Source organism: Desulfomonilia bacterium, assembly GCA_036567785.1.
Classification (GTDB): Bacteria; Desulfobacterota; Desulfomonilia; order UBA1062; family UBA1062; genus DATCTV01.
This window is the reverse complement of sequence record DATCTV010000037.1, coordinates 84,874-101,907: the sequence shown is the minus strand read 5'-3', so window position 1 is coordinate 101,907 and position 17,034 is coordinate 84,874. Positions and strand designations below refer to the sequence as shown.

At 50.9% G+C, this 17,034-nt stretch carries 17 protein-coding genes; 7 read left to right on the top strand and 10 right to left on the bottom strand.

The annotated features are described in order from the left end of the window. Positions 1–5: 5 nt before the first annotated feature. From VIS94_11175 to VIS94_11165, 3 genes are read right to left on the bottom strand one after another with little or no spacing between them, the layout of a single operon-like run. Positions 6–317 (bottom strand): 4Fe-4S binding protein, encoded by a 312-nt coding sequence (locus VIS94_11175; GenBank protein HEY9161635.1) that lies wholly within the window; start codon positions 315–317, stop codon positions 6–8. Positions 318–319: 2 nt separating this feature from the next. Then, a complete protein-coding gene (locus tag VIS94_11170; GenBank protein HEY9161634.1) occupies positions 320–880 on the bottom strand; it encodes a 2-oxoacid:acceptor oxidoreductase family protein in 561 nt (186 codons plus the stop codon). Positions 881–912: 32 nt separating this feature from the next. Then, the gene (locus VIS94_11165; GenBank protein HEY9161633.1) at positions 913–1,365 is read right to left on the bottom strand and encodes an Lrp/AsnC family transcriptional regulator; all 453 of its coding nucleotides are present in this window, start codon (positions 1,363–1,365) and stop codon (positions 913–915) included. Positions 1,366–1,537: 172 nt separating this feature from the next. Here VIS94_11165 and VIS94_11160 point away from each other — a divergent pair, with 172 nt between their 5' ends. Next, positions 1,538–2,344 (top strand): PilZ domain-containing protein, encoded by an 807-nt coding sequence (locus VIS94_11160; protein ID HEY9161632.1) that lies wholly within the window; start codon positions 1,538–1,540, stop codon positions 2,342–2,344. A 183-nt stretch (positions 2,345–2,527) separates the two neighbouring features. Beyond that, positions 2,528–2,926 (top strand): hypothetical protein, encoded by a 399-nt coding sequence (locus VIS94_11155; GenBank protein HEY9161631.1) that lies wholly within the window; start codon positions 2,528–2,530, stop codon positions 2,924–2,926. 21 nt (positions 2,927–2,947) lie between these two features. Here VIS94_11155 and VIS94_11150 read toward each other — a convergent pair whose 3' ends face one another. Beyond that, entirely contained in the window at positions 2,948–3,160 is a 213-nt protein-coding gene (locus tag VIS94_11150) for a hypothetical protein (GenBank protein ID HEY9161630.1), read from the bottom strand. Between the two features lie 71 nt (positions 3,161–3,231). On the opposite strand from VIS94_11150, the gene VIS94_11145 reads away from it, so the two are divergent. After that, entirely contained in the window at positions 3,232–3,978 is a 747-nt protein-coding gene (locus VIS94_11145) for an alpha/beta hydrolase (protein ID HEY9161629.1), read from the top strand. Positions 3,979–4,218: 240 nt separating this feature from the next. Here the strand turns inward: VIS94_11145 and VIS94_11140 are convergent, their stop codons facing one another. The 5 genes from VIS94_11140 to VIS94_11120 form a co-directional block, all read right to left on the bottom strand. After that, entirely contained in the window at positions 4,219–4,629 is a 411-nt protein-coding gene (locus VIS94_11140) for a hypothetical protein (GenBank protein ID HEY9161628.1), read from the bottom strand. 5 nt (positions 4,630–4,634) lie between these two features. Further along, entirely contained in the window at positions 4,635–5,162 is a 528-nt protein-coding gene (locus tag VIS94_11135; protein ID HEY9161627.1) for a hypothetical protein, read from the bottom strand. Positions 5,163–5,356: 194 nt separating this feature from the next. Continuing rightward, complete coding sequence (gene clpB, locus VIS94_11130; protein ID HEY9161626.1) at positions 5,357–7,957, bottom strand: ATP-dependent chaperone ClpB; 2,601 nt, start codon at positions 7,955–7,957, stop codon at positions 5,357–5,359. A gap of 237 nt (positions 7,958–8,194) precedes the next feature. Further along, complete coding sequence (locus tag VIS94_11125; GenBank protein HEY9161625.1) at positions 8,195–9,019, bottom strand: CoA-transferase; 825 nt, start codon at positions 9,017–9,019, stop codon at positions 8,195–8,197. After that, entirely contained in the window at positions 9,012–10,058 is a 1,047-nt protein-coding gene (locus VIS94_11120; GenBank protein HEY9161624.1) for a CoA-transferase, read from the bottom strand. The genes VIS94_11125 and VIS94_11120 overlap by 8 nt, the downstream gene beginning before the upstream one ends. 315 nt (positions 10,059–10,373) lie before the next feature. Between VIS94_11120 and VIS94_11115 the strand changes: the two genes are divergently transcribed. From VIS94_11115 to VIS94_11100, 4 genes are all read left to right on the top strand, one after another. After that, a complete protein-coding gene (locus VIS94_11115) occupies positions 10,374–11,315 on the top strand; it encodes a carbohydrate kinase family protein (protein HEY9161623.1) in 942 nt (313 codons plus the stop codon). Next, on the top strand, positions 11,315–12,172 hold the full coding sequence (locus VIS94_11110) for a class II fructose-bisphosphate aldolase (GenBank protein HEY9161622.1): 858 nt from the start codon (positions 11,315–11,317) through the stop codon (positions 12,170–12,172). Before VIS94_11115 ends, VIS94_11110 begins: the two co-directional genes overlap by 1 nt. A 90-nt stretch (positions 12,173–12,262) precedes the next feature. Continuing rightward, complete coding sequence (locus VIS94_11105; GenBank protein ID HEY9161621.1) at positions 12,263–13,507, top strand: SIS domain-containing protein; 1,245 nt, start codon at positions 12,263–12,265, stop codon at positions 13,505–13,507. Positions 13,508–13,670: 163 nt separating this feature from the next. Further along, positions 13,671–14,639 (top strand): PfkB family carbohydrate kinase, encoded by a 969-nt coding sequence (locus VIS94_11100; GenBank protein ID HEY9161620.1) that lies wholly within the window; start codon positions 13,671–13,673, stop codon positions 14,637–14,639. A gap of 47 nt (positions 14,640–14,686) precedes the next feature. Here VIS94_11100 and VIS94_11095 read toward each other — a convergent pair whose 3' ends face one another. Then, a complete protein-coding gene (locus tag VIS94_11095) occupies positions 14,687–16,516 on the bottom strand; it encodes an amidohydrolase family protein (protein ID HEY9161619.1) in 1,830 nt (609 codons plus the stop codon). Positions 16,517–17,034 lie beyond the last annotated feature (518 nt).

Sequence of the window (17,034 nt, the reverse complement as noted above, 5' to 3'; positions counted from 1 at the left end):
GGCGTCTACCCCTTGTCATTTTCGTCGGCAAATTCCGACTCATCCACCATTGTTATAGCCTTTGTAGGACATTCCTCGGCGCAGATCCCACAACCCTTGCAGTATTCGAGGTCGATGGCTGGCGGGATGGTCCTTGCAATCACAACATCCGGGCAAAAAAGCCAGCATATAAAACACGCCTCTGCATTCCTTTTGCATGGGATACAAAGGCTTCTGTTCAATACAGGTCTTGTTACCCTCCACGAGCCTGTCCTTCCCCCGTCTCCGGGTCCGCTTTCACTGTGAGAAGTCTTTCTTCTGTAATTCCTGGTCCCCATTCTCAGCCTCCCACAACCGTTCTCTCATAGGCCAGTTTGGCAGCCAGCGAGTTTTTCTGAGGTTTTCTTGTGCTGAATTCCTCTTCGATACCTTTAATAAGTATATCCAGACCCAGAAGGGATGTCGCTTTTTCAAGAGAACCGATTATCCCCGTGTTTACCATGCCGTGCGGAAGGCCCGCCTCGACCGAAATGGCCGTGATGTCCGCAACCGCAAGCTTGAAGCCCTTGAATGAGTATGCATCCAGGTGCTTTGGAGTGTTCAGAACGATTATTCCTCCTTCTTTGAGGCCGCTCGTCACATCCGCCTCGTTAAGCAGGAGATGGTCAAGAACGACCACTATATCAGGTGTCTCGATGGGAGACAGGTCATAAATCTTTTCCCTGGATATTTTAAGAGATGTAAGTACAGGGGCGCCTCTGCGCTCGGTACCGAATGTGGGAGCCATTACGACGCCCGAATAACCTGAAGCAAAGGCGGCTCCGGCAACGATCTTTGCCGCAGTGATAGCTCCCTGCCCGCCTCTGCCATGCCAGCGGATTCCGATAAATTCCTTATTCATGAATGCACCTTTCCATGCAGTATTTATCTGTTTTAAACCGGGATAATCCACTTGTTGAAGCTTTTCAGAATCAGGAATGTCTCGGTTTTTCCGACACCTTTTATCCTGGCAAGCTCGTCTTCCAGAAACTTGATAATCCCCTTGTTCGAATCAACAAGAACCTCGACGATAAGGTCATAGCGTCCCGAGGCTATAATCACATTCTGTACACTAGGGAGTTCGGAAATATGCTGCCCGATTGAATCTAGGTTTGCCACTTCCTTCACTTCAAGGGCAATAAGCGCAACTACCTTGTCCTCGAATGAGTCCGGATTGATAAGACCTGCTACTCTAACCTGATTTGACCTGGCAAGCTTTGTAAGCCGGTTTCTTATTGTCGCTTCGGCAAGCCCCAGATTTTTTGACATGGTCTTTGCCGTCGTTCTTCCATCAGCGGCAAGCAGTCCGATAATCTTCCAGTCGGTCTCGTCAAACTTCTCTTTCATGGCAATTTTCTCCTTAAAACTTCTTAATAGCGCAACAATACCGCTATTACAAGACCTATACCTTGCATAATAAGGGGAAAAAAACAATGTTTTGAAATAATTTGTTAATATCTGAAGGCTCACATGCCGATAAAAAAATAGTATGAATATTGACAAGCTGTTGGATATCAGGATGCCGCTGTCGGCGCATACGGCTACAGGCCAGAGTATCGAAGGCATTATAACCAGCATTATCGGTGAAGATATATTCATATTCAAACCGGGTACTCCCGTCAACATTGAGCCTGAAAAGCTGATCAAGGTCTCTGACGGCAGGGATTCGGTTCTTGCAAAGGTTATCGAATCGACAAAGGCCGGCATAAGATTGAGCATTGAGACCCAGGCGAAACCTCCCGATGAACGACGTGAAGACGTCAGAATCAATGACAAGATATTCTATAAGGCGACACTGTTGGGACATGTCCATGAAAGCGAGGACTTGATATCATCCGCCATGACAAGAATCCATTCGGAAAAGCTCATAATAAATTCATTCATCAAGGGCAGATACGGAATGACCGGCTCGGACGATGCTCCGTACAGCCATGATGCTCAGACAAATCAGGAGGTCTGGGAACTGAACAGAAAACTCGACCTCCTTATTTATATGTTTCTCACGGATGAATTCAAGAATCTGATCCGGTCCACCCCGAAAGAGGTTAACATTAGCGCGGCAGGTATAAGGTTTATTTCACAGACCCCTCTGGATGTAATGGATATCATAGAGCTTCATATGGCTCTTCCCATGTCGCCGCTTTTGTATATCAGGGTGGTTTCAGAGGTTATAAGGGTAAAAACACTTGCCGTGGAAGGCAGGGAACAGCACTCCATCGTGGCCCGGTTCCTGCATATGGATCCCGAAACAAAAGAGGATATCGTACATTACATATTCAAGCGGCAGAGGGAACTCCTGAGAAGGCGGCTTGAGTTTGAACGCTGAAGACTACCCGGCCGTTATCGCCAATAATCAATTTTCATAAAGATATTTCTCTGACAACGAAACCTGTCTTATTTGTGTAATGAAAACGCTAATGATTAATTATAATAATGCCGATACGTTATATATTATTTTATAAATTTGAGCATAAAACCGTTCTAGAACTATCTTAAAGGGAAGGTTCCAATGAACAAAGTGGTAGTAAGGCTGATTGACGGTAATCTGATAAAGGGTGTTACCACCGACTTCTTTCCGGGGAAGGATGTCTTCCACGTGAGTGTTGCGAATGCGCCGGCCGGAACAAAACCTGTAGAAATAAATATCAGGAACATGAAAGCAGTGTTCTTCGTCAAAGACCTCACAGGAAATCCTCAGCACGTCAAACAGAACGAGTTCGACCCCAAGCACCCTCCGGTAGGCCGCAGGATTAAGGTGGTGTTCAAGGATGGCGAAGTACTTGTTGGAACTACAGTAGGATACCACCCGGAGCGTTCAGGATTTTTCGTAGTTCCGGCAGATGCAGACTCAAATAACGACCGCTGCTATGTAATCACGGCAGCAACACAGGATATCAGCTTCATATAACCCGGAAAGAAGTACTGCGATCTACTTTATCCGATGAATTGATTGACTGATGAAATGCCAGGCGTTCTTAACAGCATTCTGTCCCTGCGGCAGTTTCAAGGCAAAGAGCTCAGGGCAGTGGAACATCCCTTCCATAAGTTCCAGTTTTACATCAACACCAGCTTTTTTCGCCTTGTCTGCAAATCTGATCGAATCATCAAGGAGCATCTCATAATATCCCACATTGGCCGTCATTATAATTTCCAGTCAAGACAAGACAGCTTTACGCCTTGCAGACAGGCCGTAAAAGGCTGTAATATGGCATTATGACCATTACAGAACGCAACTGCTTTTATCCCGATCCTTTCCCGTATTACCACCCGTCACAGGACGGATTGAAGACCGACGAGTTCTTTATCGATGAAATCATCCACTGCTGGCTTATTCACCCAGGGAAACCATCAGGCGCCCCGGCAACCGTCGTGCATCTTCACGGCAACGCCGAGAATATGACCTCTCATGTGCTGGGCTCGCTCTTTTTCCTTGAAATGGGTCTGAACCTTTTGACCTTTGATTACAGGGGATACGGGAGGTCGCCCGGGGAACCGAGCCTTGCGGGTATTCAGGAGGACGCGCTCAACGTGTTCGGCCACATCTTCTCAAACCCGCTTGTATTCGGGAAGGACGTTTTCGGGTTCGGTCAGTCGATGGGAGGCTTTACTCTGGGCCGGGTCCTGCCTCAGATTCCTGCGCTCAAAGGCGCCATATTCGATTGCGCACTTCATTCATTCCGCGCGCTTTTCATGGAAGGCTACCCCATGTACGCATGCGATGTGCCCGATATATCATCTCTTGAAACGCTCCCCTTGAGCAGTGTTCCCAAACTCTTCATACACGGCACAGCCGATGAGGTCGTGCCTTTCTCGCATTCGGAAAAGATGTTCGAAGTCGCGGCACCGCCGAAAGAGCTGATGCTCATGGAAGGGGTATCCCATATCGGCTCCATATCATCCCCGCATGCAGGAGAATACCGGGAGAGGATCAGGGAGTTCATAAATTCATGCAGGTCTTGACTGCAAAAAATTATTGAACAATATTGGCCGTCATGCCTGTGAAAATAAAAAAAACCAAAGCTCGCAATCTGCTGGCCGTGGGTGCCCATTTCCGTAAGGCCGGGGCCATTGAATCGGAAAAGGGGAAACTGCCGCGCAAAGTCAAGCACAAAAAGCGCAGCGAGCATGACGGTTGAAGGCATTTATGAGAAAAACCCGGAAAGCGGGCAACTGCTGATTGTTAGAATATATTCTCCAGCATCAGGGCCTTTTGTTTAAATCCATATTGTTCAGCATGTCCTGAGCCTGCTGGAACATCTCGGGGATAAAACATTCGTATTTTCCGGGGGAGGTCTGACGGACAAGGGCGGTTATAGTCTTCCCGTCGTCGGTGCCCTTCCATGTGGTGGTGATGGTTTCCGAATGGCATTTCACCTCAAAATCGGAATATACCGGCCAGCCGCCTAACTCTTTTGAAAAATCGCCCACCCTGTTCACCCTCAGGCTGTCGATGGTGACGTCGCCGCTGCAGGTTTTCGCCTTCCGGGCCGTGAGATATTCCTCGATGAGCGGGTACACATCCTTTATATCCGGTTTTTTTCCGTGGCCGCCACATCCGGCAAACATGAACATACTGACTAAAACCGCCAGAGTCATACAGGCATATCTCATATAGTTCACCTCTTAATTCGGCATTTCAGCTTTTTTAATTCTTCTTCCATTTGTGCCACATTGCGTCTGACAGCATCTTTAAGCTCAGATACAGTCATTTTTTCAAAATCAAGACCATATCCATTTCGTTGAAAACTTATCCCGTCGTTTTCCTTCCATGCGTATGGACAATCGGGTTGCCAGCGATAGTAGTACCAGTAAGTCTTCTCATCATAATGTTTAAATGTTAGCTCAATCTGATCATCCGAATAATATCTATACTGTGGATCACAATGCCAGACGCATAAACGTGAGGCAACAGTAACCTCGCGAAACAGATTATCGGCCGCAGTGATTCTTAGAAGCAATGGATCCGGAATTGTATTGTTCAATGGCAATTCCAATATTGTTTCATCAAGGCCTTCGCGAAAACTCAGATCATGTGTGTACTCCTCAATACAATCCCACCCCATTGCAATCCATTTGATGGATTCTTCCCATTTCTTAATTGCTTCTTCTAATTCTTCTAAAAATTTGTCATTTTTGTGATTCATTTTTTAACCCATCATAAAATCCCGACTTGGTAATAGCAATAAATTTAAACTGCAGCTTTAACAATAATTACTACATTAACTAATCTAACATATGCATAAAATCAATCGATGCAAGGACTTCATAAATTCAGTTCATTCCAAAGCCGGAGCTTTGGAACGAGGAAACGAAACAGTTCGTGCCTGTGGCGAATTGTTTATGACGGATTGTCTATCCTGAATGCAAGCTCGCCCGCTTTTACATCAACATGGATGGTGCCTCCGGGGATCACGTCGCCCGCTATTATTGAGCGGCCTATCCTTGTCTCGAGTTCTCGCTGAATGAAGCGCTTTAAAGGCCTTGCGCCATAGACGGGATCGAAGCCTTCCTTGGCTATGAACTCCAAGGCAGGCTTGGTCAGATCAAGCGCAATGTCCCTGTCTTCGAGCCGCTTCTTCAGATCGCCGGTCAACAGCACGACAATCTTTTCTATCTCAGCGAGCGTCAGCGACTTGAACAGCACGGTGTCGTCCACCCGGTTCAGGAACTCCGGCCTGAAGCTTCGCTTGAGTTCGTTCATGACGGCGTTCCGCGCCTTTTCAGTAAGCTCGCCGTTTTTGTCGAGCCCCTCGATCAGGTCCTGTGAGCCTATATTGCTTGTCATGATTATGACCGTGTTCTTGAAATCGACTGTCCTGCCGTGCGAATCCGTCAGCCTGCCGTCGTCCAGTATCTGCAGCAGCACGTTGAAAACGTCCGGGTGAGCCTTTTCAATCTCGTCGAAGAGCACTACCGAATATGGCTTTCTGCGCACCGCCTCCGTCAGCTGGCCGCCCTCTTCATAACCGACATAGCCCGGGGGCGAACCTATGAGCCTGGAGACCGCGTATTTTTCCATGTACTCGCTCATGTCTATGCGGACCATATTTTCTTCGGTATCGAAAAGCGCGTTTGCTAGCGTTTTCGCCAGTTCGGTCTTTCCCACGCCTGTTGGGCCAAGGAATATGAATGAACCGATCGGCCTCTTCGGGTCCTTGATGCCTGCGCGCGCCCTTATGACAGCGTCCGCAACCGCCTGCACGGCCTCGTCCTGGCCGATCACGCGCTCGTGCAGGATGGAATCGAGCCTCAACAGCTTTTCGCGTTCACCCTCGACAAGCCGTGTCACCGGTATGCCTGTCCATTTGGAAACGATCTCGGCGATGATATCCTCGCTGACACTTTCACTCAGCATGGTCGCATTGTTCTTTTCCTCTGCTTCATGAAGCCTCTGCATGAGCTGCGGCAGTTTTCCGTGCTTGAGTTCGGCGGCCTTGTTGAGGTCATAGTCGCGCTCGGCCTTTTCGATTTCGAGCCTCGTCTGCTCGATCTCTTCCCTTATCCCGCGCAGTGACTGGATAGATTTTTTCTCCTCTTCCCATTTGGCCTTCATCGTCGCGGTCTGATCCTTCAGGTCTGCCAGCTCTTTCCTGAGTTCGGCCAGTCTCGCATGGCTCGCCTTGTCGGTCTCCTTCTTGAGCGCCGCCTCTTCTATCTCAAGCTGCATTACCTTGCGTGTCACCTCATCGAGTTCGGCGGGCATGGAGTCGATCTCGGTGCGTATCATGGCGCAGGCTTCGTCAACAAGGTCTATTGCCTTGTCAGGGAGAAAGCGGTCGGATATGTAACGGTTGGAAAGGACAGCGGCAGAGACGAGCGCACCGTCCTGAATCTTCACACCATGATGGACTTCGAAGCGCTCCTTCAGGCCCCTTAAAATCGATACCGTATCCTCCACAGTCGGAGGGTCTACCATAACGGGCTGGAAGCGGCGCTCGAGTGCGGCATCCTTTTCTATGTGCTTCCTGTACTCGTCGAGCGTGGTAGCGCCGATGCAGTGGAGTTCGCCTCTCGCAAGCATGGGCTTGAGCATATTGCCCGCATCCATCGAGCCCTCTGCGCGGCCCGCGCCAACGATGTTGTGCAGCTCGTCTATGAATAACAATATCCTGCCTTCGCTTGACTTTATCTCTGAAAGGACGGCCTTCAGCCTCTCCTCGAATTCGCCCCTGAATTTCGCACCTGCAACGAGCGATCCCAGATCGAGCGCAAAGACAGTTTTGTCCTTCAGTCCCTCCGGCACATCGCCCTTCACTATGCGCTGGGCAAGGCCCTCTATTATGGCGGTCTTTCCTACGCCCGGTTCGCCTATGAGAACCGGGTTGTTCTTTGTCTTGCGTGAGAGGATCCTGATGACGCGCCTGATCTCTGCATCACGTCCTATGACCGGGTCGAGTTTGCCCAGGCTTGCCTGCTTGACCAAGTCAACCCCGTATTTTTCAAGCGCCTCATAAGCTGCTTCCGGATTCTGGCTCGTAACGCGCTGGTTTCCGCGTATGGCCGTGAGTGCGGCCAGAACCCTTTCCTTCGTTATATTGAACTGTGAAAGCATTTTCCCGGCAGGATGAGACTTGCCTTCATCAAGCATTGCAAGGAGGATGTGCTCGACCGAGACATATTCGTCCTTCAGTCTCTTGGCCTCCTCCTCGGCCTTCACAAGAAGCCTGTTCAGCCGCTGAGTGATGTAGACCTTGCCCGCTTCAGCCCCCGGACCAGAGACTTTGGGCCTCTTGTTCAGGTCCTTCTCGACCTCTGCCTTGAACGGCTCCAGAGGAACATCCATTTTCACGAACAGCCTTGGAACAAGTCCGTCCTGTTGTGTTATGAGGGCCAGAAGCATGTGCTCGACATCGATTTCCACATGGCCGAACTTTACGGCGATATTCTGTGCCTCGGCAAAAGCTTCCTGTGATTTTTCGGTGAGTCGGTTGGCGTCCATAATCATCTCCAATTATGTAATCTTTATTAAGGATATTAGTGATGAACCCCTGTGATTTCAAGGAAGTCATGTCTGATTTCACAAGCTTTAGTCCGGAGATGATCCGGAGCGTTGATGAAATTATGAATAAATCGTTTATTGAACATATCATCATCAACGCACCGAAACATATCTGTTCAGTCGTTAACTCTGCACGCCGGCACAAGCCATGTGCCGTGAATCTTCGTTAGCTTTTCCTCAGTTGTTCTGCCTCGCTGCCGCCTTGTTGAGCGCGTTCGATATTCCGAGTTCGTACATAAGCTTCCTGCCCACGGCTTCGGTCGGTGCAAAGCGTCTGACGAAATCGATCTCCGCATCCGTAGGTCTTTCCGTCACCGAAAGATCGGCCGCTATCTTGAGATCCCAGGGCACGTCTTTCTTAACCATGTCCACGGTCACACCGGGATGAAGCTTTGAAAGATAGAGCTCTTTCGTTGTATCGTCGAACCTGAAGACGCCCTTTGTCGTAAGGAGCATCGAGGGGCCGGAACCTTTGGGAAAAAGGCCGCTGTCGTCTCTGCTGTTGCCGCCTTCAAGATATCCCGGCGATGTGAAGTAGTCCAGCTTCTCTACAAATTCTCCGCCGCGCATGGTAAGGATCGTGTGCCTGGCGTATGACATGAAGTCAGAGGCTCCTCCGGAACCGGGCAGACGCATCTTGGGCTTGAAGTAATCGCCGATCACCGTCGTGTTGATATTGCCGAAGCGGTCGATCTGTGCCACTCCCAGGAAGCAGACATCGATGAAACCCCTGTACGTCATAGTGAACATCGAGAACAGGTCCGTTGCGTAGGAAAAGCCCCTGCACGAGTTTGCATCCGCTATATGATTCGGCGGTACGCACGGTTCGATGTCTATTATGCCGGATTCCATCATCAAGGTCGCATTGGGCGCATGCAGGGCCTTGGCCATGGCCCCGGCCGTAGTCGGAAGTCCCACTCCCAGTATGACGCGGTCACCGTCCTTGATCTCCCTTGCAACCGTTATAATCAGAAGTTCGTCAAGCGAATATCTCTTAGCCATACAACAGTCCCCTTTCTTCCATTATCTTTTCCATTTCCTCGATGGTAACACCCATGGTTCTTTCCCTGCCGTTGTCTTCCCATGATGAGATGTACGCCGAACCGTAATTTGCCGGCGCCGAGTAATACGGCTTGGCCTTGATCGCATCCAGCAGCCCGGAGCCGTACTTTCCGATGTAGTGGTCTATGTACGCCTGACGGTTCGCACAGCCGTATACCCATTCGTCCATCCAGGCCTTCAGACCGTCACCCGTCATATCGGACATGAAGAACATGGCATATGCCATCTTGTCCAGGTTGTAGTATCCCAGGACCTCGGTCGGATGCGCTCCCCAGGGGGCCTCGACCACGGCGTCAACCCTGTAGGCCGGGATTATCGTGAGCTGCGGACTCGACTGGATGATGTCGTGCTCCACTATCTCCTCGCAGGAGACTATTATCCTCTTGCTCGAAAGCGCAGCAGCGGCAACACTTCCGAGCGCACCCCAGTACTGCGCGTTCCCGAACTTGTCGGCCCTCTGCACGTGCACTATGCATACATCGGGGTTTGCTGCAGGCACCGTGAGGATATCTTTCCCTGTATAAGGGCATTTGATGATCCTGTACTTGTCGTCGGCCATGAAAGAGCGCTTGCTGAATAAATCCGTAACCATGGGACCTTCAAGCACCTGCATGAAGCTGAATCCGTGCATTCCGGCGACCAGCCTCGCATTGTACTGGAAGTTCGTGTAGTCCTCCATTTCAAGCGAGCCGTCGCGAAGTGCACGTTCTACGGCGGAACCGCCCTCTTTTCCTCCGGCCCTGTAGACGTATGTGGTGACGAGCCTGTCCACACATCCCCCTCCGACAAGCACCTCGACGTCAAAGACACCTGACTGGGAATAGAGCGTGAATCCCTTTTTCTGCTGCCTTATGATTTCGAAAACCAGCGCAGCACATGTTCCGACCGTGTAGTTGCCGATGACCAGATGATCGCCGTCATGAACAAACCTGTTTACTGCTTCCTTGGCGGTCATAACCTTGTTCGACGATTCAGGCATAAACGCCTCCTTTAAAGGATGTTGTATTCTCAACCCGAATTAATAGCAGGTAAAATAATAAAATGCGTATATGTGTATAAATAATGAGTAAATGGCCGGCTGTAAAGATATTTTGCGACGGGATGTTTAAGAAATTACAAGTAACTATTTTATTGATCATACTGACATCTGCATTATATCCTGCTGTTATTCTTCTTGACATACAACTCCCTCTTTTTGTTTAGTCAGCTTATCCCGATGCGGCTTAATATAATCACCGAAGTCATGCAAGGCGCACGGGCTTAAACGGGAAATATCTTTCAGGAGATCAATGAAGTGAAAAAAGAAGCTTCTCCCGATTGCAGGCGCGTTTATGATTGCGTAGGCCTGGGATTCTGTGTCGTCGATTATCAGTGCCTGCTCGACAAGTTTCCGGCAATAGACGACAAGACGGTTGCGAAGAAATACATCCACCAAGGCGGCGCGCCGGTTGTGACGGCTCTGGTTGCACTGGGAAAATGGAAACGTGATGTTGCGATGATAGGCATTGCAGGCGACGATGACGAAGGCCGCTTTATCACGAAAGAGATGGCGAGTTACGGGGTGGACACATCGCATATGATTCTGACCAGGAAAACCGAGACGAAAAAGGCGTTCGTGTGGATCGACCTGTCAAAGGGAACCCGAACGATGGTGCTTGGCCGCGAACGTGTTATACCGCTGCCCGCCAGCGTTGCTTACAAAAAGAATTTTCCGCTGTGCAGGTTTCTGCACGTGGACGGCAACGAGGCCCATGTTGCGCTCAAAGCGATGAAGCTCGTGCGCGAGCGCGGTGGCGAAACGGTTATAGACCTGGGCAGACCGCGAGAGCATATGGATGAACTCTTCACGCACACGGATCACTTCATCGCTTCCCATACATTCGTCAAGAAGTTCTTCGGCGAAAAGGCGACGCCCGAAGATGCAGTATGGAAGATCCTTGAGCGCGGCCCGAAAGTGGCCCTTATCACCCTCGGTGAAAAGGGCTGCATCGGTGCAACTGCCGGGGGCAAGTTCCGCGTGCATGGGATAAGCCGCAAAGGCTTCGTTGTCGACACCACCGGTGCAGGCGACGTCTTCCACGGAGGATACATTTTCGGATTATTAAAAGGCTGGCCACCTGTAAAATGCGCCGAATTTGCCAACGCGGCGGCTTTTCTTTCCTGCGGAGCAATCGGCGCGCGGGCAGGCATACCATCACTGAAGCAGGTGATGTCGCTCTTAAAGGAAAAGCGGTAATGTCGCTCAAAAACAACAGCGATCTTTTAAATCACGCCGCCTCTCACGGCTATGCGGTAGGGGCATTCAACGTGAACAATATAGAGCAGATCCGCGCAGTCCTGGAGACGGCCGTCGAGGAGAAGGCGCCTGTCATAGTTGCGGTAACCGAAAGCGCTGTGAGATATGCCGGTTGGCCTCTCTTCAGCAAGGCCCTGACTGGGATGGCGGATGCCTCTCCTGTTCCTGTATCCGTACATTTCGACCACGGCGAAACGTTTGAAAGCGTGGTAATGGCCATAATGGGCGGTTTTACATCGGTAATGTATGATTGCTCGAAGCTTCCGCTTGCGGAAAACGCGGCACAGATGAGGCGGGTCGTGGCCGTGGCAAGGTCCGAAGGTGTGAGCGTTGAGGGAGAGATCGGCCATGTCGGCGGTAAAGATGCAGGCCCTGCTGAGGTTCGTGACGAGGAAATCCTCACTGACCCGGATGATGCAGCAAGATTCGCCGAAGAAAGCATGGTGGACTCTCTTGCGGTAGCCGTGGGCACGGTTCACGGAATGAGGAAGCAGACCGCTAAAATTGATCTCGAGCGCATATCCGCCATTGCGTCAGCCGTTAAAGTCCCCCTTGTGCTTCATGGGGCATCCGGCGTGCCTGACGATATCTTTAAGGAGGTCATCCGCCGCGGTATCAGGAAAATCAATATCGGTGCTGAACTCCAGAAAAGCTTCACTGCAGGAGTGAGGGAGTATCTAGCTGAAAATACGGATGCCATAGACATCCGGAAAATATTCAAACCAGGCATAGACAATATGAAGGAAGCAGTAAGAAAGAAGATGCGGCTGTTCGGGAGCAGTGGTCAAGCATGGTAATTCCACTTCGCATTCAAGCGCTACCTTCGTCAAAATGCAAAGCGGAATTAGAATAGATTTTACTATAATAAAGTAAAAGGAGCGTGGGTAATGGCGAAAAAGAAAAAGTCCGAAGGAGTAGAACCAAGGAAGCGATGGGACTGGCTCGAAGGCGGAGGCGAAAGGACAATCGAGGGGACCGGTGAATATCCCACGATGTACATTGCGCTAGGATCCGAGCCCAGAACAGAGCATCCGTTCAATCTTTACCGGGATATATTGAGCATCCCCCAGGCGCTGCGCGACACGCTCGATACCATTCCTGACCAGGTGGCCGTCGTTGCGGAAAAGATCGCCAAAAGGAAGCTAACACGCATAATCGGCACCGGCCTCGGCACGTCGCAGTTCGTGTGCATGGGCGCGGCGGCCGCATTCGGGGCATTCGCAGATTTCGACGCAGACCAGGCGGACAGCGGCGAATTCATCACAAGCCGGCGTAACTGGAACCTTAAGAAATCGGCGTTCCTTGTGTTCTCCGGCAGCGGCCGGACGTTCGACGCGAATGCCGCAGCAAAAAAAGCGGCAGACGGAGGCGCATACCTTGTCGCCGTGACAAGCGTTCCGCACAGCCCGCTTACGAAGATCACCGAGGACGCAATCATATGTCAGGGCGGGTTCGACACCGGGGGTTCCGATACCTTTCATTATGCGACAAGGTTTGCGGCAGGCGTCCTGCTTGCGCTCGAACTGGGCAGACGTGTCACACCCGGCAGAGTGAACTACGACAAGCTCCGCAAACAGCTTTATGAAATGCCGGACTGGCTTGACGCCAACAAGAAGGACCTCGATGCCAGGTGCCGGACCATCGCAAAAAGGTACAGGAACGCGCGATGCTTCATTTCAGTCGGCGGCGGGCCGAACCTGGCGACCGCCGAGGAACTCGCGCTCAAGTTCGACGAAATGGCCCACATCCCATGCAAGGGAATGTGCCCTGACCGTCACATTCACGGAGCACTCGGCCTTACGGATGAACGCATCGTGACAGCCATCATCGCCCCTGAGGGACCATCGTACCCCTGGCTAAAGCAGATTGCGCAGGCGACTCTCGGGCTCAAGACTCCCGCGATCGGAATCGTTTCGGAAAACGACAACGACATCGCGCCGATGATGGACTATGTGTTGCGCCTGCCGGATGTCGATGAGCACATCTTCGCGGTTGTTTCGACCTTTGTCATCCAGCTGCTGCCTTATTACTGCGCCGTGGAATTAGGAGATATCAATCCCGATTGCCAGCGCTCGAACATTCCCAAACACGCGCGGGTCTGGATGCAGCTGTTCCCGCCGGGGTCTCATTGATGCTTTAACAGCTGTGGACAGACAAGACATTCTACTTCCTCTTTGCATTCAAAATGATACCAAGGAGGCAAGGAGGAAGCGACGCAGGCATACTTTGACGTATGTCGAGGAGCATTCCGACGCAGCCGACGACGGTAGCGTTTGAATGCGAAGGGGAGGCCATATGAAATATGATGTCGCAGCCGTAGGAACGCTGAACCTGGACATGATCATTTCGGGCAATGCACCTCACGACATTGAGGCCCTTACCAGATGGGTCGATATTTCCGAGGTCGAGCTTACACCCGCAGGTTCGATGGGATACTGCGCTTCCGACATGGCAAAGCTCGGTCTTAAAGTTGGGGTCATTTCATGCGTGGCGGATGATTTTTTCGGCGAATGGATATTGAAAAGCCTTACAAAAGCGGGCGCCGATGTCAGCCATGTGGATGTCATCACAGGCGGGAAAAGCGGCATAGGCATATATATTCTTCTCTTCGGAGACAGGAAGCGCCCCCTCACGGGCAGGCTTTCCACCCATGCGCCGTGGCCTGCCCGGCTTACCGGGGCGCAGGAAAACCTGCTCAGGCATTCCCGCATGCTGCTATGTGCGGGATATCTGCACTACCCTCAGATGTGGGGAACACCTACAGTAGAGCTTTTCAGAAAGGCAAGACAGTTCGGGCTCAAAACGGCACTTGATACCCAGTTCCCGATGACACAGGCCGAACTGCCCTGGATAAAGCACTTCGACAACCTGCTTGATTATGTGGATATCCTTTTCACAGACGACGTCGAAGCACTCAGTATAACCGGGCTTGACTCAATCGAAGCTGCAGCGAGTGACCTGCTTGCCCGGGGACCAGAGCTTGTAGTCGTAAAAAAGGGCGCTGAGGGCTCATTGATAGCGACGGCGAATAAGGTCTTGAATGTGCCTGCGATAAAGCCAGCGAGTTTTCAGGATTCGATAGGCGCCGGAGATGCGTTCGATGCCGGTTTCATCTATGGAGTGCTCAAAGGGTGGGAACTTGAGAAAACCGCCCGGTTCGCCTCAACGGTCGCGGCCTGCACGCTCGAAGGCATAGGCGGTACCAAAACCGCGCCGTCGGCCGCGCAGGCGGCTTCCATTGCAGGTATATCACTCAAGCCTTAAGATTGTCTTCCATCGTGTAACCCTGCAAAACCTTTTCTATAAAGCTGTTATACCAGAACTTTACCTGCCATGATCGAACCGTCGGCTTTACCTTTATCAGCCACCTGCATGCCGTTGATGAATACAGCCTCCACTCCGGTGGGTTTATTGCTGGTTTCCGTAACCGTATTGTTGTCCCTTATGTTTTTGAAGTCGATAACCGTGATATCAGCCGCCAGCCCTTCTTTCAGGAACCCTCTGTCCTTTATACTGTAGCGTTGTGCGGTAGCACCGGTCATCTTGCAGACAGCCTCTTCAAGAGATATTATCTTTTTCTCTCTCGCCAGCTGGAAGAACCGCGGGAAATTCCCGTAGGCAGCAGGATTCTGAACACCGTGCTCTTCAGGCAGGGCATCGGTCATGAACAATGAGGCCGGATGCCTCATCAGGGACTCGACAACCGTCAGATTGGAATACCTGTGATTGAGCACCGCAGCGGATACATTGGTTTTCTTGGCTATATCCATGGTTGCATCAAACCAGTCCACCCCTCTTTTCTTCGCTATCTCCGAGAGGAACATTCCGTTGAACTCGTTCAACTCCGGATTATTTGCATAGGTAATCTGGATGTCATTTACACCAAAACCCAGGAAACGCTGAGCCAGCCCGAATTCGCTCCTGAGCCTTTTAAGCATTTTTGTATCGGTATAGGCGGCTGGCGCCTGCGCCAGGAACCATGCAGGGAAAATGGAACCGAGTATAGACTGGCCGCAATGATACGAGTAGGTGTCGAACTTGACGTCCACCCCTTCCTTTATCGCCTTGTCAATACGGCTGAGCGCCTCATCGCATGTCTTGAATGTCCTCTCCCCCACAAATATCAGGTGTGAGATCTGCAGGCGGACACCCGTCTCCCGCGCAACATCGAGCAGTTCGTCTATGGCTATGAGATTGTGCGGTTCATACCCGTCAAAAGGCATCATGTAATCCAGAAGGATTTTCGGCGTGCTCATGGGATATCCCGGAGCCAGAGCCGAGTATGCCCTCAGATGAACCGTCATCAGCTTGTCCTTCTTTTTGACGAGTCTGGCGATTGCACGCAGTTCGTCGCCATGAGCAAAGATTCCCGGCTCATACTGCAGGCCGAATGAGACGCCGGAAGCACCCTGGTCCATGGCGTTTTCAAGCAGACCCAGCATTTCCTTCATTTCGTCATTACTCATCGGCGAGGCGTCAAATCCGCGTATTGAAGTCCTTGTTGTGCCATGCCCCACAAGGCTCATCATGTTGTGGGTCATTCCGTTCTTCTTCAAATAATCAAAATAATCCTGCATGGTGTCCCACTGGATATGGATGAGTTCCATCGGGAACAGGCTGTTCCCTATCTTGCCCATGAAAGGAGAGCTTTTGCGGTACCCGGCAATTGCGAAGCCGCACTGTCCGGCCATAAAAGTGGTGATCCCCTGGGCCGTGAACGGAAGCTTGAGCTCATCATGGCCTTTGATCGGCAGATACCAGTCCATATGGGAATGCGCGTCGATAATGCCCGGCATCACGGTCAATCCCGTGCAGTCGACGACCTTGCCTTCGGCATTGATTTCCTGCTCCGATATTTTCACTATTTTGTCATCAGCAATAAGCAGGTTCCCCTGAAAACCCTTCCTGCCCGTTCCGTCCACAATAAAACCGTTTTTAAGGAGCGTATAATTCCCGCTTTTCACGGAAACGGCTGTTTGCGGCTCAACGGCGGGCACACCCGAGGCCCTGGCTTTGCCGCCTGCAATGTTCAGAACAGGCAGTGCCGCAAAGAATGCCATCACTTTCCCGGCAAGGGCGAGGAATTTCCGTCTGGAATGCTTTGTCTCGATGACTGTTTCATCTTTTCCGCTGATATCCATATTCATATCTCCTTGAAAAGTTTTTTGAGCTGAAGCTTTAAATCTTTGACATCCAACCCTGAGAGATTCCGGAAGAGGCATCGATGAGGACCGCGAAAGCCCCATTGTGCCGCCTCAAAATTCCCGCCGCTCAGCAGTACTTTCTCTGAAACACCTTTGTGCTGTTACCATTAATATACTTTTCAATTAAAAAAGGGAATTCAATCCATATATCAGTTGGGAAAGGAAAAGGTGCCTGGCCTTGATCCATGACGAATAAATTATTTTGTCCCGGTTCAAGGGCTGACACCCTATGGTTCTTAAAATCATTTCAAGTCTATTGTCATATTATCATCAGCGTCCCCTAATTTCTCCCCAACATTTATGTGTCTGCAAGAACTTTACTTAAGAACATCTTTGCCGGATTGATATGTAAAGTTATACAGTTCTATGCAGAGTTCCGTTATGCATTCAAGATGATACCTAGGAGGCTATGTCTCTCGCCTTCGCTACGCTCGGCTCGAGGAGCGAAACAGGAT

Excerpts from the sequence above, each read along its gene's own strand:
- VIS94_11175 (HEY9161635.1), bottom strand. The coding sequence starts at position 317 with ATGGGGACCAGGAATTACAGAAGAAAGACTTCTCACAGTGAAAGCGGA.
- VIS94_11170 (HEY9161634.1), bottom strand. The coding sequence starts at position 880 with ATGAATAAGGAATTTATCGGAATCCGCTGGCATGGCAGAGGCGGGCAG.
- VIS94_11165 (HEY9161633.1), bottom strand. The coding sequence starts at position 1,365 with ATGAAAGAGAAGTTTGACGAGACCGACTGGAAGATTATCGGACTGCTT.
- VIS94_11160 (HEY9161632.1), top strand. The coding sequence starts at position 1,538 with ATGCCGCTGTCGGCGCATACGGCTACAGGCCAGAGTATCGAAGGCATT.
- VIS94_11155 (HEY9161631.1), top strand. The coding sequence starts at position 2,528 with ATGAACAAAGTGGTAGTAAGGCTGATTGACGGTAATCTGATAAAGGGT.
- VIS94_11150 (HEY9161630.1), bottom strand. The coding sequence starts at position 3,160 with ATGACGGCCAATGTGGGATATTATGAGATGCTCCTTGATGATTCGATC.
- VIS94_11145 (HEY9161629.1), top strand. The coding sequence starts at position 3,232 with ATGACCATTACAGAACGCAACTGCTTTTATCCCGATCCTTTCCCGTAT.
- VIS94_11140 (HEY9161628.1), bottom strand. The coding sequence starts at position 4,629 with ATGAGATATGCCTGTATGACTCTGGCGGTTTTAGTCAGTATGTTCATG.
- VIS94_11135 (HEY9161627.1), bottom strand. The coding sequence starts at position 5,162 with ATGAATCACAAAAATGACAAATTTTTAGAAGAATTAGAAGAAGCAATT.
- clpB (HEY9161626.1), bottom strand. The coding sequence starts at position 7,957 with ATGGACGCCAACCGACTCACCGAAAAATCACAGGAAGCTTTTGCCGAG.
- VIS94_11125 (HEY9161625.1), bottom strand. The coding sequence starts at position 9,019 with ATGGCTAAGAGATATTCGCTTGACGAACTTCTGATTATAACGGTTGCA.
- VIS94_11120 (HEY9161624.1), bottom strand. The coding sequence starts at position 10,058 with ATGCCTGAATCGTCGAACAAGGTTATGACCGCCAAGGAAGCAGTAAAC.
- VIS94_11110 (HEY9161622.1), top strand. The coding sequence starts at position 11,315 with ATGTCGCTCAAAAACAACAGCGATCTTTTAAATCACGCCGCCTCTCAC.
- VIS94_11105 (HEY9161621.1), top strand. The coding sequence starts at position 12,263 with ATGGCGAAAAAGAAAAAGTCCGAAGGAGTAGAACCAAGGAAGCGATGG.
- VIS94_11100 (HEY9161620.1), top strand. The coding sequence starts at position 13,671 with ATGAAATATGATGTCGCAGCCGTAGGAACGCTGAACCTGGACATGATC.
- VIS94_11095 (HEY9161619.1), bottom strand. The coding sequence starts at position 16,516 with ATGGATATCAGCGGAAAAGATGAAACAGTCATCGAGACAAAGCATTCC.